General features: G+C 74.2%; 10 protein-coding genes and 1 pseudogene. 7 read left to right on the plus strand and 4 right to left on the minus strand.

Annotated elements, in window-relative coordinates; translation table 11 throughout:
* Nucleotides 1-3: 3 nt before the first annotated feature.
* Nucleotides 4-1062, minus strand: a pseudogene (locus ACIGXM_RS15245) (family 2 encapsulin nanocompartment cargo protein terpene cyclase); the annotation flags it as partial.
* A gap of 643 nt (nucleotides 1063-1705) precedes the next feature.
* Nucleotides 1706-2608: a LysR family transcriptional regulator gene (locus ACIGXM_RS15250; protein WP_396560870.1), complete on the minus strand. Its 903-nt coding sequence runs from the start codon at nucleotides 2606-2608 to the stop codon at nucleotides 1706-1708.
* 121 nt (nucleotides 2609-2729) lie between these two features.
* Here ACIGXM_RS15250 and ACIGXM_RS15255 point away from each other — a divergent pair, with 121 nt between their 5' ends.
* Entirely contained in the window at nucleotides 2730-3662 is a 933-nt protein-coding gene (locus ACIGXM_RS15255; protein ID WP_396560872.1) for an NAD(P)-dependent oxidoreductase, read from the plus strand.
* 204 nt (nucleotides 3663-3866) lie between these two features.
* On the opposite strand, the gene ACIGXM_RS15260 is transcribed toward ACIGXM_RS15255, so the two are convergent.
* Nucleotides 3867-4034, minus strand: a complete 168-nt coding sequence (locus ACIGXM_RS15260) for a hypothetical protein (RefSeq protein ID WP_396560874.1) — start codon at nucleotides 4032-4034, stop codon at nucleotides 3867-3869.
* 253 nt (nucleotides 4035-4287) lie between these two features.
* Between ACIGXM_RS15260 and ACIGXM_RS15265 the strand changes: the two genes are divergently transcribed.
* The 3 genes from ACIGXM_RS15265 (at nucleotide 4288) to ACIGXM_RS15275 (ending at nucleotide 8979) form a co-directional block, all read left to right on the plus strand.
* Nucleotides 4288-6717, plus strand: coding sequence for a helix-turn-helix domain-containing protein (locus tag ACIGXM_RS15265; protein WP_396560875.1), 2430 nt, complete (start codon nucleotides 4288-4290; stop codon nucleotides 6715-6717).
* Nucleotides 6718-7124: 407 nt separating this feature from the next.
* Entirely contained in the window at nucleotides 7125-8012 is an 888-nt protein-coding gene (locus tag ACIGXM_RS15270) for a universal stress protein (RefSeq protein ID WP_396560877.1), read from the plus strand.
* Nucleotides 8013-8148: 136 nt separating this feature from the next.
* Nucleotides 8149-8979 carry an alpha/beta fold hydrolase gene (locus tag ACIGXM_RS15275; RefSeq protein ID WP_396560879.1) on the plus strand — a complete coding sequence of 277 codons (831 nt, stop codon included), beginning with the start codon at nucleotides 8149-8151 and terminating at the stop codon, nucleotides 8977-8979.
* Nucleotides 8980-9069: 90 nt separating this feature from the next.
* Here the strand turns inward: ACIGXM_RS15275 and ACIGXM_RS15280 are convergent, their stop codons facing one another.
* Entirely contained in the window at nucleotides 9070-9576 is a 507-nt protein-coding gene (locus ACIGXM_RS15280; RefSeq protein WP_396560880.1) for a Dps family protein, read from the minus strand.
* A 665-nt stretch (nucleotides 9577-10241) separates the two neighbouring features.
* Between ACIGXM_RS15280 and ACIGXM_RS15285 the strand changes: the two genes are divergently transcribed.
* The 3 genes from ACIGXM_RS15285 to ACIGXM_RS15295 all read left to right on the plus strand — a co-directional run bounded on the left by ACIGXM_RS15285 (nucleotide 10242) and on the right by ACIGXM_RS15295 (nucleotide 19823).
* On the plus strand, nucleotides 10242-13541 hold the full coding sequence (locus tag ACIGXM_RS15285) for a glucodextranase DOMON-like domain-containing protein (RefSeq protein WP_396560882.1): 3300 nt from the start codon (nucleotides 10242-10244) through the stop codon (nucleotides 13539-13541).
* 478 nt (nucleotides 13542-14019) lie between these two features.
* Entirely contained in the window at nucleotides 14020-14898 is an 879-nt protein-coding gene (locus ACIGXM_RS15290) for a DUF4132 domain-containing protein (protein ID WP_396560884.1), read from the plus strand.
* Nucleotides 14895-19823 (plus strand): DNA-binding protein, encoded by a 4929-nt coding sequence (locus tag ACIGXM_RS15295; RefSeq protein WP_396560886.1) that lies wholly within the window; start codon nucleotides 14895-14897, stop codon nucleotides 19821-19823. Before ACIGXM_RS15290 ends, ACIGXM_RS15295 begins: the two co-directional genes overlap by 4 nt.
* The last annotated feature ends 127 nt before the right edge of the window (nucleotides 19824-19950 follow it).

Genomic DNA, 19950 nt, shown 5'->3' on the forward strand with positions numbered 1-19950 from the left:
TGCTTACCAGAAATCGGGCAGGCTGTAGCGGTAGGTGTTGGTCCGGTGCCAGTAGTGGTTACCGTCGACCCACGCGGCCACGCCGCGCAGGAAGCGGAGCAGGGTCGGGACCGGGCAGGAGGCGGCCAGGGCGGTGGCCTCGGCCTCGAAGTCGTGCATGAGGTCGTTGTGGATCTCGACCGCCTTCAGATATGCGTCGCGGTCTCCGCGTTCCTCGCGCTCGGCGATCACCACGGGGAGGTTCAGGTGCCGGCCGGGACTGGCCAGCTCCTTGGTGTAGGAGTACAGGTCGTTGACGATCGTGGTGGCGTTGGAGGCGAGCGCGATGACGCGCTGCGTGGCCGGCAGGGCGTGGAGGTCCGCGGGCAGTTCGTAGCCACCGACGGTGTCCGTGATGGTCGGGCAGGGACGGAAGTTGTTGAACTGGCGCATCGCCAGGTACTCCCACACCTCGGGGACGTGGTCCGCCTGGGCCCAGGCGGCCTCGGCGAGGTATCCCAGGTGCAGGCGGGCCATGTCGTGCCGGAAGCGGTCGGCCTGGGAGGGGGTGGCCGCACGCGTGAGGTAGTCCATGGCCGAGCGGTACGCCCGCCGAGGGGCGTCCGCGTGGAGCGACTCCTCCCAGGCCGGTTGGTACTCCCGCACCGTGTGCAGCGGGTCGAGGGCGGTGTGCGCCAGCAGGAGGCGTTCACCGAGACCGATGGGCGAGCCTCCGTGGTCCTCGCAGTAGCAGTCGTCCACCGCGTTCTCGGCGGCCATCAGCCGGGTGGCGATCATCAGGTGGTCGGTGTCGGGTGCGTCGGGATGGCACGCGACCATGTAGCGGCCCAGCGCGAAGCCGTCGAACTGGTCCTCCCAGTCCGGCGGGTAGAGCTGCACCTCCTCCAGGGCCCAGGTCTTGATCCGGTGGCTGACGTCCGCCACGCGCTCGGGATCGGGCTCGGGCACCGGGTGGTGGTACAGGCCCGGGACGGGGTCGCCCGCCTTCGGAGGTGCCTCGCGCCGCGCCAGGTTCAGGCCTGCCGTACCCAGGCCGCTGGGGCCACTGAGGATCTGCTCCAGGACCGTACGGTTCATGACCGCACCGTCGCGATCCGCACGCTCTCCGGCCTGGTGTCCACGGACATGGGAGGGCCTCCCTCTGTGAAGGACTGCACGTTGTGAGGGGTCGTCGCCCCGTACGGTGAGAGAGGGAGCTCCGCTGCGCGCCCCCCTCCAGCTCGTCGCTCAACGGTAGGCGGGGTGACACGACCCCGGACGCCCCCGAGTGTCGTCTGCACCCGATCGGGTGAACGTTCACGAACACCAGGTTTGAAGCGCCCAGTCTTTGTCCGCCATCTCGAACGGGCGGACGAGGAACGGCTGCCGGCGTCGTCCGACCCGACGGCACCGGGCAGCCGCACCGCGAGCCCCGGTCGGCACGCCGCGGTGACGGGGTGTCGGAGTCGCGGCACTCCCCGGGCAGGTGTGCGGCCCCCGTTCACGTGAACGCGCCGACACCGCCCGGTGGTCGCGCACACCGACGGGCCGAGCGCGGCGCAGCACCCGCGGAGACGGACGTGGACGCGGCGATCACCGCCGTCGCCGGGCGGTTGCGGGCGATCCTGGCCGAGCACGGGCCGGACGCGTTGTCGTTCTACGTCTCCGGCCAGACGTCGCTGGAGGCGCAGTACTCCGGCCCGGCGCACCGGCGCGCCGCGGACGGTCAGGCAGGCTCTCGGCGGACCTCGGCCCGGATCGCCGCCGCCAGGGCGAGCGCCGCCGGCGAGGTGCGTGAGGGGGCGCGCCGGGCCAGCGAGAGCGTCCAGGTGAGCAGCGGGTCGGCCACCGGCACGGTGTGCAGCCCGGTGCGCCGGGCCGCCGTCGCGGGCATCAGCGCGACGCCGAAGCGGTGCTCTATCAACCCGGCCGCCGTCCCGTAGTCCGCGACCTCGAACGCCACCCGCCGGCGCAGGCGGGCCGCCGCGAACGCCCGGTCGGTGGCCGCCCGACTGCCCCAGCCCGGCGCGAAGTCGATGAACGGCTCGCCTGCCAGCGCGTCGAGCGCCGCCCCCGCCCCGGGGACCCGCGTGGCGAGCGCGTGGTCCGCCCGGCAGACCAGCAGCAGCGGCTCCACCAGCAGCGGGTCCAACTCCACGCCGGGGTGTCCGGGATCGGGCAGCGAGACCAGCGCCAGGTCGAGCACGCCGTCCGCCACCGCCGCCAGGTGCCCGACCGACCCGGCCCCCGGCGGGCGCAGTTGCAGCGCCACGCCCGGGTGCGCGGCGTGGAAGCGTCCCAGCACGGCCGGCAGGTCCAGCGGCCCGGTGGTCAGCGGCGTGCCCATCACCACGTTGCCGTTCAGCGCCCCGCGCACGGCGGCCACGCTGTCCCGGGCCCGCCGCGCGGCCTCCAGGGTGGCCCGGGCCTGCGGGAGCAGCGCTTCACCCGCAGGGGTGAGGGCGATGCGGCGACCCGTACGGTCGAAGAGGTCGACGTCCAGGTCGCGTTCCAGGCGGGCGATGGCGGCGGAGACGGCCGACTGGACGATGTGGACCCGGCGGGCGCCGCGCGAGAAGCTCCGCTCCTCGGCGACCGCGAGGAAGTACTCCAGCTGTCTGAGTTCCACGGCGTCAACTATCGCATGACGCGATCGAGTGGATCGACAATCATCGTTGGACACGATGGTTCGGGCCCCGGCAGAGTCGAAGTAGCGTCAGAAGAGCCTGACAGACCTGAGAGGGAGCACGATGAGCGACACGACGGGCACGGCGAGCACGTTGGACGGCAGCGCGCGGATCGGCTGGATCGGCGCCGGCCGGATGGGCGGCGCGATGGTGCGCCGGCTGCTGGCGGCCGGCCACCCGGTGACCGTGTACAACCGGACCCGCGCCAAGGCGGAGGCGCTGGTGGAGTTCGGCGCCGCGGTCGCGGACCGGCCGGCCGACCTGGCCGGGCACGACATCGTGTTCACCATGGTCTCGGCCTCGTCCGACCTGCTGGAGGTGGTCGGCGGGGCGGCCGGCGTGCTCGCCCAGGACGCCGTGCCGGGGGTGCTGGTCGACTGCTCCACGGTCTCGTCCGAGGCGTCCGCCGAGGTCCGCGCCATGGCGGGGGAACGCGGCTGCCACTTCCTGGCCGCACCGGTGAGCGGCAACCCGCACGCGGTCGCGGCGGGGACGGCCAGCCTGGCCGTCTCGGGACCGCGCGAGGCGCTCGAGCGGGTGCGGCCGGTGCTGGCGGCGCTCGGACGCGCGGCGACCTGGGTGGGGGAGGGCGAGGCGGCGCGACTGGTGAAGATCTGCCACAACGTGCTGCTCGGGATCAGCATGCAGGGGCTGGCGGAGGTGCTGGTCCTGGCGGAGAAGGGCGGGGTGAGCCGGGCCGCCTTCCTGGACTTCCTGAACGACTCGGTGATGGGGTCGGGGTTCACCAGGTCCAAGCGGGACACGCTGGTGAACCTGGACTTCACGCCGACGTTCACGCCGCCGCTGCTGCGCAAGGACCTCGAGCTGGGCCTCGCCGAGGCGCGCCGACTGGAGGTCCCGATGCCGATCGCCGCGCAGGCCACCCAACTGGTGGCCTCGGCGGTGGGCGCCGGCTACACCGAGCAGGACTACGCGGTCCTGGTGCTGGAACAGGCCCGCCGCGCGGGCGTGGAGCTGCGGCCGGAGGCCGGCTGAGGGACCGGGCGGCGCGCCGGCGGGCGACCGGAGCACGGTGCCGGCGCGACGGCACGCCCGTCCCCGGTCGCGACTACGGTCGGCTTGGCCCTCCCCTCGTGCGGTCAAGCCGACCGTGTGCGGTTGCCGGTTCGGGGCTCGGTGGCCCGGTCCGGCGGTCCGGTCAGCCGGTCACCCGGCCATGACCGGTGGCCCGATCCCTGGTCAGTCGGCGGCGGGGACCGGGACGATCCCGTTGCCGCCGCCGTCGCCGACGGTGTTCGTCATGACGTTGTCACCCCGCCAGTGGCGCGGGTGCCGCTCGACGAGGCCGCTGGGCGCGTCCTCGCGGCGACGGACGGGCTTGTTCGGGTTCAGGTTCGGTCTGGACATGCGAGTCAACTTTCCTGGGTCAGAGCGGGTTCCCCCGGCGGAAGTTCGTCCTTCGGCCTCCGCGAGCCGGCCGCTCGCCCGTCAGCGTCCTGCTGTGTGCTGTCGGTCCTGGCAGCTGATGATCATGTTGGCGTTCTGGCTGGTCAGAGCGCCAGGCCACGGACCGGCCACGGACCGGCCAGATATGGCCGACACCCCAGTACAGTGATCCGAACGTAAGCGGAAGAAGCTTGACCGGAGCGAGGGCGTCGAAGTGAGCAGCCAGTTCGGTCCCCTGCTCCGTGGGCTGCGGCTCGAGGCGGGGCTGACGCAGGAGCAGTTGGCCGAGGGGTCCCGACTGGGCGTGCGGACCATTCACCGGCTGGAGACCGGCAAGCCCACCGACGCCCGGATGGGAACGGTGAAGCAGGTCGCCCACGCCCTGGCCGACGCCCTGGGGCGCGATCGCGACGACGTCTTCCAGGGCCTGCTGGCCGCGCACCACGACAAGGGCGCCGCGGCCGCAGGCTCCGGCCCTGTCCCCGTCGGGGACGCTTCCGAGACGCCCGACCCGTCGACGGGGCCGGTGCCCGAGCCGGTCAGGCTCGCCGCGCCGCCACCCAGGGGCGCTCTGGCCGAGGTCGCCGAGTCGTTGGCGCGCGACGTGCACAGCCGCTGGATACGTGAGGAGGAGCAGCGCCGGATCCACGACCCGTTCCCGCTGCCCGTGCGGTGGCGGTCGGCGCCTGCCGGTCTGTTGGACCACTGGGACAACATCAGCGGTGCCCCTCCGGGGGCCACCGCGAGCCCGCTGTCCCTGGACGGCGGGCTGGCCGAGGTCACCGAGGTGTACCGGCGTGTCGGGTCCGGGCGGCTGGTGGTGCTCGGCCGGGCCGGTTCCGGCAAGACCGTCCTGATGCTGCGGTTCGTCCTCGACTACCTGGGCACCCGCTCCGGCGGCGATCCCGTGCCGGTCGTCTTCAGCATCGGATCGTGGGACCCGACCGTCACCGCGCTGCGCGACTGGCTCATCGAGCGGCTGCTGCGCGACCATCCGAACCTCGCCGCGCGTGCCCCCGGTCGCCTCTCCCTGGCGGCCGCCCTGGTCGACGCCGGCTGGATCCTGCCGGTGCTCGACGGCTTCGACGAGATCGCCAAGGGGCTCCACGGGGCCGCCCTGCGGGAACTCAACGCGATATCCCTGCCCCTGCTGCTGACCAGCCGCACCGAGCAGTTCGCCGACGCCGCCGCGATCGACGTGCTCCGGAAGGCCGCCGGCATCGAACTGACCGACCTGACCACGGACGACCTGCTCCACTACCTGCCGCGCACCGCGCGCCCGACCGCGCCGGGGGAGCGGGCCGGACGCGTCGCGACCGTGTGGGATCCCGTCCTGGACGGGCTGCGCGGCCAGCCGACCAGTCGGTCCAGCACCAACCTCGCCACGGTGCTGAGCACCCCGCTGATGGTCCTGCTCGCCCGGACCCTCTACAGCGACACCCCGGGACAGGACGCGGCCGTCCTGCTGGACACCGCTCGCTTCCCGACACCGGAAGCCCTCGAGGAACACCTGCTGGCCGGCTTCGTACCGACCGTCTACCGTCGGCGACCCCCGACCCCGCCGAGCGCCGGTGGCCCGCGCCCGCACCGCGCGTGGGACCCGCAGCGCGCCCGGCACTACCTGGGCTACCTCGCCGGTCACCTCGACCGGCCCGAGCAGCGCGACCGCCAGGACCTGGCGTGGTGGCAACTGTCCGGCTCGCTGAGTCTGTTCTCGCGCCTCCTCGCCGTCGTCCTCGCCTGCTCCCTGGTCACGGCCGTGTCCGACTGGCTCGTCTCCTCGGTCGTGAACCTGATCGGCGATCACGGCGGGCCGTTCGTGCTGCGTTCCGGTCTTTCGGACGCGTTCCTGTTCGGCCCGACGGTCGGCCTCGCCTTCGGGCTGATCTACGGGATCATGGTCGTGTTCGGCGAAAGGGCGTTCGAGCCGTCCTGCGTGCAGCCACGACTGCCAGGCGGTGGCCGACGGACCGGCGGCGCGTCCTTCCGCAGGGTCCGCATCTCGGTCTCCGCCGGACTCCTGGGCGGATTCGTGGTGGGAGCCAGCTACGGACCCGCGCTCATGGTGGGGCAGGCCCTGCTCCACGGGAGGCTGCGGATCGACGCGACGGCGATCGAGGGAATGCTGGTCAACACGTTCCTGTTCGGGCTCCTCTTCGGCGTGGCGGGAGGGCTGGTGCTCGGGCTCATGGCCGCCCTGGAGTCACCCCTCGATCTCGGCTCCGCCGCCACCCCGGCAGACCTGCTGGCGATCAACCGCGGCACGGTGATCCGCCAGGCCCTGCTCTTCATGCCGATGCTCACCATCGCGATCACCGTCGGCGGCCCACTGATCACGGACCTCTTCCAGGGCTGGCTGGGCCCACTCAGCTGGCACCAGCTCTCCGGGCTCATGGTCGGCGTCACTGCCGGCCTCGCCGGCGCCGTCTGCTACGCCCTCGCGTTGACCGCCTGGGGCCAGTGGGTGCTCTTCACCCGCATCTGGCTGCCCCTGACCGGACGGCTGCCCTGGGCGACGGTCGCCTTCCTCGACGACGCGTACCACCGAGGGGTGCTGCGGCAGGTCGGAGCCGTCTACCAGTTCCGCCACGCGCGGCTCCAGAGCCACCTCAGCCCCGCTCCCTGCGAGCCGGGGCACGGTTGATGCCAGGACCTGCCGGCCCGCCGGTCCGGCCCGCTCACCAGCGCGAACCGGCCACGGGCGGGCACGGACCCCGTGCCGGCGAGCTCGGGGGGAGGGATGCTGGCAGGAGACGGCAACCGGTCGACGATCCCCCGGGCGGCGGGATCGGCGCGGCGGATGCCGGAGGAGGAGTCATGACCCGGAACGACCGGTCCCGACACGGAGCGTGCAACGAGCACGTCAGGGGCCGCGTGCCGGCCGACCCGGTCGTCCCCGAACGGGCAGCGGAACGCGTGGTCACAGACCTGAAGAGCAGCTGAGGACCTTCGAAGCAAGGAGACCGTGATGAGAGCGAGCATGGGCGACTCGGGCCCGGGTCGAACGCGCGACGGGGGCTCGGACGTGGCCGGGAACGGCGGGGGCGGGTCATGACCCCCGAGGGCCTTCCACCGGTCGTGGTCGGCGTCGATCCCGACAACCCCAGTCGGATGGTGCTCGCCTGGGCCGCCGACGAGGCGGACCGCCGCGATCTGCCGCTGCGTCTGGTCCTGGCGTCCCGGCTGATGACCCGGGACGTCGCCTGGCCGCTGGCCGCCGCCGACATGATCGAGCAGGACCGGCTCGACCACCTGGCGGGGGAGCAGGTGCTCGCCGAGGCGGCACAGTTCGTCGCCGGGCGGTGCCCCCGTGTGCCGGTGGAGGTCCGGCAGTTGGACGGGGACCCGATCGAGGTGCTGCGGGACCAGGCGGAGGACGCGGCCCAGGTCGTGCTGGGGTCGCGTCGGCTCACCCCGGTCCGGGAACTCTTCTCCGCAGGGTCGGCGGCCGTCGCGCTGATCGCCCACGCCAGGTGTCCGGTGGTCGTGGTGCGTGATCCGGAGCACGCCACCCAGAACCCGCCGTACCTGGTCGTCGGGGTGGACGGCAGTCCGGGCGCGCAGTTCGCCGTGGACCACGCGTTCGACGTGGCGGCGCGGCGTGGGGCCGGGTTGCGGGCGGTCCTCGCCTGGCAGCCGGAGCGACGGGCGACGGCGGAGCGGCGGCACGCCGCCGAGCAGGAGTACCGGCGGGTGCTCGCGGAGGCGACGGCCGGGCGGCTGGAGGCCTATCCCGAGGTGGAGTTGACGCACGAGGTGGTGCTCGGTCACCCGGTCGCCGTGCTGTCCGAGGCGTCCGCCCACGCGCTGGCGCTGGTGGTCGGCACCCGCGGCCGTGGTGGGTTCGCCGGGATGCTGCTGGGCTCGGTCAGCCAGGGCGTCCTGCACCACGCTCACTGCCCCGTGATGGTCGTACCGGCGCCGTCCCTGCGGACCTGACCCGGTCCGGGCCCGGCCGGTACGCCGCGCCGGCCGCCGCCCGGGACTTGTCGATCTTGCCGAGCCGTTCGGACGCGTGAAATCCTGATCATGTGTTGGCAGCACCGCCCGAAGGCTCCTGGAAAGGTACCCACACGTGACCCAGCAGCGCCTGGTCGAGGTCAACGGCCTGGAGATCGCCTACCGGCAGAGCAGTGGAGAGGAGGGACAGGTCGTCCTGGTGCACGGCAACTCCGCCTCCTCGCGGACCTGGCAACAGCTGCTGGACGGCCCGTTCGGGAAGCGCTTCCGTTGCCTGGCGCTGGATCTTCCCGGTCACGGAGCCTCCGCCCGCGCCGCCACCGCCGACGCCTACTCACTTCCGTTCTACGCAGGGGCGCTGGCCGGCTTCGCCCGGGCCGTGGGCGCCACGGGCGCCCTGCTGGTGGGCTGGAGCCTCGGCGGTCACATCGCTCTGGAAGCCGCACCGCTCCTGCCCGACGCGGCCGGGCTCGCGGTGTTCGGCACGCCGCCGATGTCGACGCCGGCCGCGATGGGCGAGGCGTTCCTGCCGCACCCGGCGATGAGCGTGGGATTCAGCGAACAGGTGGGCCCCGACGAGGCACGGGCCTATGCGGCGAGTCAGCTCGCACCGGGGTCGGCGTTGCCGCTCGACGCGGCGGCACAGGACATCCTGGCCACCGCCCCCGCCGCCCGCGCCGGGCTGGCGGCGAGCCTGGCGGCCGGCGCGTTCGCGGACGAGCTGGCGATTGCCCGCGCCATGCCGCAGCCCCTGGCCATCCTGCACGGCAGCGAGGAACAACTGGTCAACCTGGCGTACCTGCGCTCGCTCGAACTCCCGCGGCTGTGGCGCGGCGCGGTCCAGCTGATCGACGGCTCGGGCCACGCCCCGCAGGAGGAGAGGCCGGCGGAGTTCGCCGCCCTGCTCACCGAGTTCGCGGCCGAACTGCCCGCCCTGCGCCGGTAGTTCCCGGGACGGCTCGACGAACCGCCGCAACGGCGCCGCCGGCACCGAGGACCGCACGGACCTCCACCGGGGGCGGACCAGCGGCCCGCCTCAGACGGATCGGTTCTCCGCGCTGACCATCCAGGCGTGCTTCTCCAGGGAGTTGATGATCCCGTGCAGCAGGTCGGCCGTGGAGGGATCCTCGCTGTCGACCTGGTCGTGGTGGGTGCGCAGGGTGTCGACGGTGACGCGCAGGCGTGCGGTGACGAGGTCGACGACGGCGCTCACGCTCTGCTCACCCTCCGGGAACCCGGGCAGGGTCGTGGTCGCCGTCACGGTGTCGGAACGGCCGTCCGGGCAGCTCCCGAGAGCACGCATGCGCTCGGCGATGGTGTCGGCGGCCTCCCGGGCGTCGTCGACGACCTGGTCCAGTTGCAGGTGCAGGTCCCGGAAGTTGTGGCCGACCACGTTCCAGTGGGCCTGCTTCCCCTGGAGGTGCAGTTCGACCAGGTCGACCACGATCTGCTGCAGGGCCCGGGTGAGCTGCGGCGAGGCCGTGAACCCGGCGACATCGGTCCCGGAACGTCGGGAGGCCCCGGAGGCAGCGGAAGCGGTCATGGCATCTCTCCTTTGAGAGCACAGGGGACCGGGCTTCGGAACAGCAGGCCCGTTGGCTGACGTCAACAGCCTACGAAGGTCACTTCCCGCCGCCACCCGGTGTTCGTCCGCTCGGGTCCCCGAGGTCCCGGGCGCGAGTGGCCGCTCCCCGTGGGGCGTGCTCCATTCGGGTCCTGGCAATGGGCCTCGCGGGGAGGAGCCATCCCGGGGTCACTCAGTTCACTTCTCGAAACCACTCCGCCGCGGCTCGATGGCCGTCGGACGGACCGTGCTGGCCTCCTGGCCCACTTCTGCGATTGGCGGCGCAGCCGACATGCGGCCAAGAAGTGGTCGCTCAAGGCTAGTCAGGTGCCATCTGTGTCAACTAGGTTAAGCCGCGCTTGCTGCCACATTACTGCACACCGTCAAGCCATGGCGGTCGCCGCGCCCTTGCCGGGGCCAGGGAGCGCCGCCCCACCGTTCACCACGCCCCGCAGGAGCTCATGGTGTTCAAGCTACGTGCGCCGCGTCGCGCCTCCGCGACGGTACCGGCGCTCGCCCGGCCCCAACCCCGGACCCGGCCGTCAGCACGGTTACGGCGCGGCGATCCCGGGAGCGGGACGTCGAGATCACCCCTGGTCCGACAGGCACGACCCTCTTGGCGCACCGCGACGCTCGCCTCGGCGATGGTCTGTGCGCTGCTCGCCACCGGTGCCGGGGCCGCCCGCGCCGGCACCGGCGGCGCGTCCGGACGGCCGGGCACCGCCTCCACCTTCGACCTGGCACGCAAGGACTGCCTGGGCACCGCCCGCAACACCACGTCCAAGGTCTGGTACACCGTCGCCGACGGCGTGCTGTCCGACGTGTACGAGCCGACCGTCGACAACACCGACGTGCGGACACTGCAGTACCTCGTCACCGACGGCTCGTCCTTCACCGACGCGCAGACCCGCGACATGAGCTACACCGTGCGGGCCGAGGACTCGGGCATGACCTGCGTGGTCACCTCCACCGACGCCAAGCACGGCTTCCAGCTGCAGACCACCTACCTCACCGACCCCGCGCGCGACACCGTGCTGATGAACACCCGGCTCAGCGCGCTTCCGGGCAGCTCCACCGACGTGCACGCGCTGCGGGTGTACGCGCGGCTCGACGCCCACGTGAACGGCGACGGCGGAGGGGGCACCGACAACGCGGGCGCGAACACCGGCGTCGTGGACGCGAACTCCGGAACCCCGGTCGTCTACAGCACCAACACCACGACCGAGGCGGCCAACCGCGGCTACGCCGTCCCGACCTTCATGGCGTTGACCGCCACCTCCGCGGGCAAGGCCGCCGTCGGCTACGCGGGCACCAGCGGGGACGGGCTCACCAGCCTCGACACCGTGCACTCCCTGACCCCGGGCGCCTCCGCGCCGAACGGCCACATCGTCGCGACCGAGGACGTCACTCCCAGGCACGGGCAGGACTTCACCCTCTCCCTCGGCTTCGGCCGGACCCAGGCCCAGGCCGTGCGCACGGCAGCCGCGTCCCTCCGCACGCCGTTCGCCGCCGTGCGCGACGCCTACGCCGGTACCTGGCAGGCGTACGACGACACGCTGAAGCGCCCGCCGGCGTCGGTGCCGGGCATCCCCGCCGCCACCGTCCGCTCGACCTACTACCTCGACGCCAACGTCATCAAGTCCAGTGAGGACAAGACGTATCCGGGTGCCATCGTCGCCTCGCTGGCCTCCCCGTGGGGCCAGGCCGTGGACGCGGGCACCCTGGTCGGCGGGAAGCCGGTCTACTACGGCTCCTACCGCGAGGTGTTCGGCCGCGACCTGTACGAGGCGTTCACCGGCCTGCTGGCGGACGGCGACACCGCCACCGCCCGAGCGGCGACGCTGTTCCTGTTCGACCGGCAGCAGCTGCCCACCGGTGAGCTGCCACGCAACTCGCTGGTCAACGGAGAGCCCGCGCCGGACACGGGTGGCGACCAGCTCGACGAGACCGCCTACCCGATCCTGATGGCCTACCTCAGCGGCCTCACCGCCGACAACGCGCTGTGGTCCCAGCACATCAAGCCCGCCGCCGACTTCCTGGTCTCGCACGGCCCGTCCTACGGCGTCGAACGCTGGGAGGAGCAGCCGGGGTACTCACCCTCGACCATCGCCGCCGAGATCGCGGGCCTGACCGCTGCCTCGGCGATCGCCCAGCGGCACGGCGACCACGCCGACGCCCAGCTCTACCAGGCCACCGCGGACGACTTCCAACGCGACGTCAAGGACTGGACCGTCACCTCGAGCGGCCCGGACAGCACGTCCCCGTACTTCATCCGGCTGTCGAAGACCGGTGACCCGAACGCCGCGATCAGCTACAACCTGGGCAACGGCGGGCCGACCCTGGACCAGCGCACGGTCGTCGACGGGGGTTTCCAGGAGCTGGTCCGGCTCGGTGAACTCCCGCCGAGCGACCCCGTGTTCACCAACTCGCTGGGCGTGCTGGACCGGCAGCTGGCGGTGCGGACCCCCTCCGGTGTCGGCTACTACCGCTACGGCAACGCCGCGAGCGCGGGCAGCGCGGACGGCTACGGTGACTGCTCCACCTCCCACAGCCAGATCCCCTGCTCGACCGCGGGGCAGCCCTGGCCGACCACCGACACCGGAACCGGGCACCTGTGGCCGGTGCTCTCCGGGGAGCGCGCCGAGTCCGCCATCGCCGCCGGTGACGAGGCGACCGCCGCCGCGCTGCTCTCCTCCATGATCGGGTCCGCTTCGGGTGTGGGCCTGGTCCCGGAACAGGTCTGGGAGGACCCCGACCTGCCCGCGTCCCCCTACGGCAGTGGCCCGAGCACCGCGTCCATCGGCTTCACCGACGGCCGGGCAGCCGGCTCGGCATCGCCACTGACCTGGGCGCAGGCACAGGAACTGCGCCTGATCACGGACCTGGGCGCCAACCGGACGCTCGACCGGCCGTCGCTCACCACCTCCCGCTACGTCACCCACCAGGCCCCGGCGGCAGCCTCCGTCACGCTGACCGCACCGACCGGCGGCACGACCGTCACCGGCGCGACGACCACGGTCACCGGCACCACCACGCCGGGCGCGACCGTCGTGGTCGGCTCCGACGACACCGCCACGGGCGCGGCCGCGGCCACGGTGACCACGCAGGCCGGTCCCACCGGCGCGTTCTCGGCCCGGGTCGGCACCGGGTTCGGCACGAACGAGATCACCGTCGGCGCGACCACGGCCGCCGGCGCGACCGGCTACGCGCAGACCTCGGTGCTCGGCGACGTCGTCGGCGGGACGACCGTGCTCGACGTCGCCGACCCGACCGGCGACGACAACGGGCCGGGCGGCTACCAGTACCCGACCGCCGCGTCGTTCGTGCCGGGCTCCTTCGACCTGACACGCTTCCAGGTGATCACCGATGGCGGCACGGTCTACCTGCGCACCACGCTGAAGTCGCTGACCCCGGAGTTCGGCAGCGCCATGGGCCTGCAACTGCTCGACGTCTACGTGCACGACCCCGCCGCCGGCTCCACCTCGACGGCCCCGGCGTACGCCTCCCGCAACTACTCCATCGCACCGGCCGACGCCTGGAGCGAGCGCCTGGAGGTGCAGGGCTTCGCCCCACCGGTGTGGGTCGACGCGGGTGGCAACCGGATCGGCACGCCGACCGCCGTGGTCGCCTCGCCCGCCGACGACACGATCACCGTCGCGCTGCCCCGGTCGACGTTCGGCACGCCGACCAGCGGGTGGACCTTCACCCTCGCGCTGACCGGCCAGGACGGCTACAGCCCGGACCAGGCACGGGCGTTCACCGCGACGGCGCAGCCCTACACCTTCGGCGTGTGCCCGAGCGGGGACACCGCGGCGATCTGCTCGGTCGACCCGAACTCCGTGCCGAAGGTGCTGGACACGATCACCCCGCCCGGTGTCTCCCAGGCCAAGGAGCTCGACCCGACTCTCGGTCCGGTCGTCCTGCGGGGCGTGACGGTGCCCTGAGCCGCTCCCCGGCTGAAGTCCGAGAACCGCACCGTTCGCCGGTGGTCGCCCCACGGGGGTGACCACCGGCTCGGTCTTTCCCGCTCCCGACGACTCCGTCCGGCCCGCGCCGGGGGAGGTCCGCGACCCCGCGGGAACCGGCCGTGCCGCTGCGGTGACGTGAGATGCGACACACCATCGGGCCGGCCCGTGGTGCCCAGCCGTGGCGCCGCCCGGGTCTGGTACGTGCAGCGACGAGGCATGTGCGCCGGGCCCGGGGCACCCCGGGCGACTCCGGGTGACGCGGTCCGGTCCCGGTCCGGGGGCACCTCCGGCAACGCGGCGCACGGGCCTGCCGGTGACCCCTGGCAGCGGGCGGCGGGACGGAGCTGTCCGTGGGGGCCGCTAGGTTTCCGACATCACCGCAGACGGAGGGTGTTCGTACCCCTTTGGGCTGCGCGTTTTCTGACGGCATGTAGAGCACGAGGTGGGAGCCGTTATGGGTTGGCTGGCGGCGGGCGACGGGTACGAGGTCGCCTTGGTGGAGGGCAGGGTGACGGCCCGGTCGACGGCCGGCCGCTCCGCCGGCAGGCAGTTGAAGTCCCTGCCGAAGGCGGTGCGGGAGCATCCCGAGACGGACCGGCTGCGCCGCTTCGCGGCCTGGCTGGATCGTCACGCGGTGTCCTGCCGGGAGCAGGTGGACGCCTGGATGGTGTCCTCGCTGCCGGTGCCGACCGGTCTGCTGGCCCGGGTATGGCCGGACGAGGCCTGGCAGGCCGCGCTGCGTGACCTGGTGGTCGTCGGCGGGGGCGAGGACGGGGGCGAGCAGGAGGTGGGCCTCCTGCGCGACGCGACCGTCGACGGCGAACTGCGGCTGGTGAACCTGGACGGCGAGACGGTCCGCGTCCGCCCCACCGTGGTGACGCTGCCGCACCCCGTGCTGCTGGAGGACCTGGACGACCTGCGGGAGTTCGCCGCCGAACTCGGCGTCGTGCAGGGCGTGGACCAGATCCACCGGGCGACCTGGCACAAGCCGGCGGACCTGCCGGAGAAGGCCACCGAGACGAAGGAGTTCGCCGGCGGACGGTTCTCCTCGCGGTTCGCTCTGGCCGCCCGCGCCACCTCGCTCGGCTACCGCGTCTCCGGCAGCCACGCCACGGCACGGGTCCGGGACGGCGGGCGGACGGTCGAACCGACGGTGTGGATCGGCGAGCCGTACTGGGACGGTGACGCGCGGACCGGCCCGCTGAGCTGGCGGGACGGCGAGGGCCGACTGCTGACCCTGCGTGAGGTCGGCCCGGTCGCCTGGTCGGAGGGGATACGCATGGCCGCCGCGCTGTACGCGGGCCGCACGGTCGAGGAGAGCAAGAGCGCATGAGCGAGTGCAAGGACACCGGGATGGGAACGACGATGACCGAGGATCGGGCCGCGCAGCTGCTGCGGGCCGGCGCCGTGCTGGCACCGGGGACGAAGGGCGGCGGCGAGCGCGCCGTCCCGCTGACCGCCCGCACCTACCGCCACCCCGGCCTGGAAGGACGGGTCGTGGTGCGCCTCGTGCCAGCCGAGCTGGGCGCCGCCGAGGACCAGGTGGCCGGCTTCCTCGGCCTGCGGCCGGACGCCGAACCGGTCGAGGTCGGCCTCGGACTGCGCCAGGCCCTGGGCTTCCCCGAGTGGGTGCTCGCCCACCATCCGGAGGACGGCCACCACGCCCTGGGCATCCTGCCGGAGCTGGAGCGCGTCGCGCGGCAGGCCGCCTCGAAGCCGAAGGCCGCCCTGGAGGCCTACCAGGCGATCGCCGAGCGGCTGGCCGCCGCCGTGCCGCACTTCCTGCCGACCTTCTACGAGCAGGCCGGCCGGGTGTTCCTCGGCGTCGAGAACGCCCAGTTCGCCGCACAGATGTTCACCCGGGCCCGCAAGGCCGAGGCCCAGCACGGCCTCGCGCTGGACGAACAGCGGCTCGACGCGGTCTTCCTCGAGTTCGCCCTGGCCGGCGCACTGCCCGTCAAGGTGCTCTCCGGGTACGCCAAGGAGCTGAGCGCACGGGTGCCGGCCGAGGAGGCGTTCGAGCGGTTCCGCCGGCTGTGCGTGCGTCGCACCGCGGGCGGTCTGGAGCCGTCCGCCGTGATGGCCACTGATCTGCGCCGCCTGGCCCGCGCCGCCGGAGCCGACGTGGGGAGCGCCGAGGGCGACTACCTCACCGAGCTTCTCGCCCTGCCCGCCACGCTGCGCGCCGCGGCCGGCTGGTGGCAGCGCCACCGCGCGGCCCTGGTGACGCTGGCCCGGCACGATGCGGCCGTGCGCGGCCGCCTGCTCGAGCTGATGCCGTCCTCCCACGAGGCGGACCTGCCGGCCTTCTGGCTGGAGGTCCTGGAGGAGTCCGGGGCGTTGGCGGGCCTGTGGGACGAGACGCTGCCGCGGCAGGAGCGTCCCGCCGACGGCACCGCCGGCTGGTTCGAGCGTTTCCTCGCCTGGCGCGGCAACCGTTGGGGTGGCCGCGCCCGTATCCCCGCGCTCCACCCGCTCGTCGAGCGGATGGCCGAGCGGCTGCGCGCCGAGCACGAGGCGGCCGGCAGCGCGGTGGCTTTCACCGAGGCCGATGTCGACCTGCTGGACCAACTGCTCGCCCTGGGCGTGCCGGTCGCCGACCCGGGCTCGAACGCCGGGCTGCGGTTGGAGCAGTGGGCGCTGGAGGAGGAGCGGCGCGACCTGGTGGCGTTGGAGGCCGATCCGCGGTTCCGGCCCGCGTTCGGGCGGGGCGTCAACCGGCTCTCCGACGACGCGGCGGGGAAGCACGCCCTGGCGACGCTCGCCCGCTCGCCCGGCGGCCGGCCGATGCTCGCCGAGTGGATGGCCGAGGTGGCCCGCCGGTCCTTCGCCGCGGGCCTGCCCGAGTGCACGGGCGCGTTCCGCACGCTCGGTTGGGTGCCCGGCGAGGTCCTGGTGCTCGCCGAGGAGCAGGTCCGGGCCGCGGCCGCCATCGACGTGGCGCAGGTGATGACGCGCACGCTGCGGGCGGGCCTGCTCGACGAGCTGTCCTGGCCGGCCTGGGAGGCGGCCGCCGGTGAGCTCGTACCCCGCAAGGACGTCGACGAGATCGTCGTCGCGGACGCCTGGCCGGAGCTGATCGCGGCCGGCCCCTCGCAGGTCCGGGTGCTCGGCGCCGACGGCCCGGTGCTCACCCACGACCTGCGGATACCCGCCGGCGACGCGGTCGAGGCCGGCTACCACTACGTGGACGGCTCGCTGCTCGTCCAGTGGCGGTCGCGGGCCAACGCCCAACGCTGCCTCGGCTACTGGCACACCGCGGCCGACCAGGTGTTCACCATGCCGGAGGGCACCGCCCGGCGCGGCACCCGCACGACGTGGCTGGGCTCGATGACCACCCACGGCCTGCCGCTGCCCGGCGGCGGCCGCACCGGTGGCCACGGCATCGTGCACGTGGGGGACACCGCCCTGCCCGCCGAGCGCAGCGTCATCGGCGACGGCCGTGCGTACTGGGTCTGGGCCGACTCGGACGGCAGCTCGCGGTCGTACACCTGGAGGGAGTACGACCCGGCGACCGACACGGTCGGCCGCGCGTCCCTGCCGGCCTTCCTCGCCGACGCGCTGCACGACGCCCCGGCGGGCAGCACGTTCGGGAGCGGCTGGGTGAGGCCGGCGCCGGACGCCGTGCCCTCCCCGGCCGGCGTGCCGGTGGACGGCGTCCTCGGCTGGCGCACGGTCGTGCTGCCCGACGGCTCCAAGCGCGTCGAGGACCTCGGTGGACGCGGCGTCACCCTGCCCGCGCACCAGAACCGGCCGCTGGCGATCGTGCAGTTCCCCGGCGCGGACCGGCCGCACGCGGTCGTCCAGGACGGCGTCTACGGCATCCGGCTGGTCGACCCGGACGGCGTGACCACCACCACCGCCCGCACCGACGGCGTCCCCGGCGCGTTCGCCGAGGGCACGCTGATCCTGCCGCCACTGCGCTACTGGCACCACCTGCGGCCGCGCGACCCGCAGGGCTCCGCGGCGCTGCGGCAGCTGGACGGCGAGACGGCCACCGCCCTGCTCGAGGCCGCCGCCGAAACCGACCCGCGGCGCCCCGAGGAGCTGATCGCCCGGGTCCGCGCGCTGCTGCCACAGGTCACCGCGGACGCCCTGGTGGCCGGCATCGCCGGCGTGGCGCGCTTCGCCCTCGGCCCCCGGGAGCAGCTGACCGCCGTCTCCCGGCGCCTGGAGCTGGAGCTCTCCGGCGGGGCCGCACCCGAGGCGGAGGCGCCCGGCCCCGACGACGTCCAGTTGCGTCCGGCGCTGGCCGGCCTCGGCGTCCTCCCCTGGCACTACGGGCGGCAGAGCCGCTCGGCGGCCGGGCAGCTGCACTTCCTCGCCCGCGCCGCCGACCTCGCCACCGAGGCCGCACCGGCCGGCACGGTGCACCTGGACGCGACCAACCCGCCCCACGAGTGCGTCTCCTGGCGGCTGCTGCCCGCGCTGCCCGAGGCGACCGCGCTGCGGGCGGTGTCGGCCACGACCGTGCCCGAGGCCCGGGCCGCACTGCGGGGCCTGTTCGAGGTGCTGGCCGGGCTGGGGCTCACCAGTACGGCGGGCACCGCCCGCTGGCGCAGCGTCCGGCTGCGGGTGGCGGGCCGTCACCTCACCGCCCGCGACGGCACGGTACGGCGCGGCGACCGCACCATGCTGCTGCCGCTCGGCGGCGGCGCGTTCCTGCTGTTCCTCGACGGGACGGTGGCGGCCAACGGCGACACCGAGTCCCACGCGCTCTTCCACGACCCGGCCGGGCAGTTCACGGTGCCCGCGCTGTACAGCCTGCTGTCCAGCGCACCACTCACCGGCGCCGGGCCGGACGACCGGGCGGCCGCGCTGCTGGCGTACGCGGCCGGGCGCGAGCCGGCGCCGTGGTTCCCCCGGGCCGCCGCGCGCTTCGCCGAACTCACCGGCGTCACCGGCACCATGGCCGCGCTGGTGGTCGCCGGTATGCCGCACGTCGACGGGCGGGAGCGCAACTTCCTGCCGCCGCAGACCCGGGCCCTGCTCGGGCTCAAGGTCGCGGACGCGGCCGTCGCCCGGGACGAGCTGCGCGACCTCGACGCCGAGACCCGTCGCACGCTGCTCGCCGCGCTGCTGCCGGCCGAGGCGGCGCTGCTGTGGACCGAGGGCCCGGACGTGGCCGCGGCCGCGCGGGTGTGGAACGAGCGGGTGGGCCGCCGGACCGCCGTCCCGGAGGCGCTGCTGGCGGAGGCCGTCCGCGCGGTCCGCACCTCCTGGCCGGCCCGCTCGGCGCTGACCGCGGTGCTGGACCCGGCCGCCGCCCCGGAGCTGACCGAGGACCTGGACTGGACGGTCCGCGGCGACCGGGCGGTGCCGGTGGAGTCGCGCACCGGGTTCACCGCCGCCAGCCTGGTCGGCGCGGTGGCGATGGCCGGTTGGCTCGCCCACCGACTGCCCGCGGGCGATCCGCTGCGCGCCTCACTGCCCGTCACGCTGGCCGCCGTCCGCGCCCGGCTCGCCCGTCCCGGGCTGATGCTCGACCTGGGCCGGTACGTCAGCCTGCCGCACTTCCGCAAGGTGGCCGGCGCGCCGAGCGAGGTCGGCGAGGGCTACGAGCGGTACGGCGCGATCGTCATGGCCACCCATGACAGCCGGCCCGCCCCCGCCATCCGCACGGCCCTGCTGGGTCCGGCCGGCGAGGACCCGTACCTGCCCGCGCTGCGGGAGAACGCGGCCGAGCCCTTCCCGGCCGAGGCCGCCCTCGAGGCGGTCAGGTCGCCCGGCTACGAGGCACTGCTCGGCGACCCGGGCGACCCGGTGGCCGGCGAGCGCGGCCCGGACGGCACCTGGTGGCCGCAGGACCCGTCGCGTTCGGTGCCCGACCTGGTCGCGGACGCCTCCGAGCGGCACGGGCTCGGCGCGGACGCCGCCGCGCTCTACCTGATGCTGCTGGCCATGCCCGACCCGACCGACCGCAACACCGCCCGCTGGACCGGCTGGCGGCCGGCCCGGCTCAAGGCCGCCCGGGCCGAGCTCGCGGCGAGCGACCTGGTCGTGCGGGCCACCCGCACCCGGGCCGGGCGGACGCTCTTCCTGCCCGGCGGCTGGACCGAGCAGCGCGGCCCGCACCTGCCGCTGGAGACCTGGAAGCTCCCGCTGCTCGGCGGCGGCAGCACCGCGCTGGGCGTGCTGCTGCCCGCCGAGAGCGCGGCCGGGCTGTACCGCCGGGCCTGGCAGCGCGTGCTCGACGGTGACCTGCCGCGCTTCGAGGAGCTGAAGACGCCCAGGGCCCGCCGCGGCCGGCGCCGCTGACGCCACGACCGGGGCGGGCCGGCGCCGGCCTGCCCCGCCTTCCACCCGGCCGTCCAGCCGGGCCCCCTTCTCGACCGCTCCGGGGCGCGACGTCGCCGTGCCGCACCCGGTTGCCCCCGACCCCTTC

It is taken from the genome of Kitasatospora sp. NPDC052896, assembly GCF_044547075.1.
In the GTDB taxonomy this organism is placed as follows: domain Bacteria; phylum Actinomycetota; class Actinomycetes; order Streptomycetales; family Streptomycetaceae; genus Kitasatospora.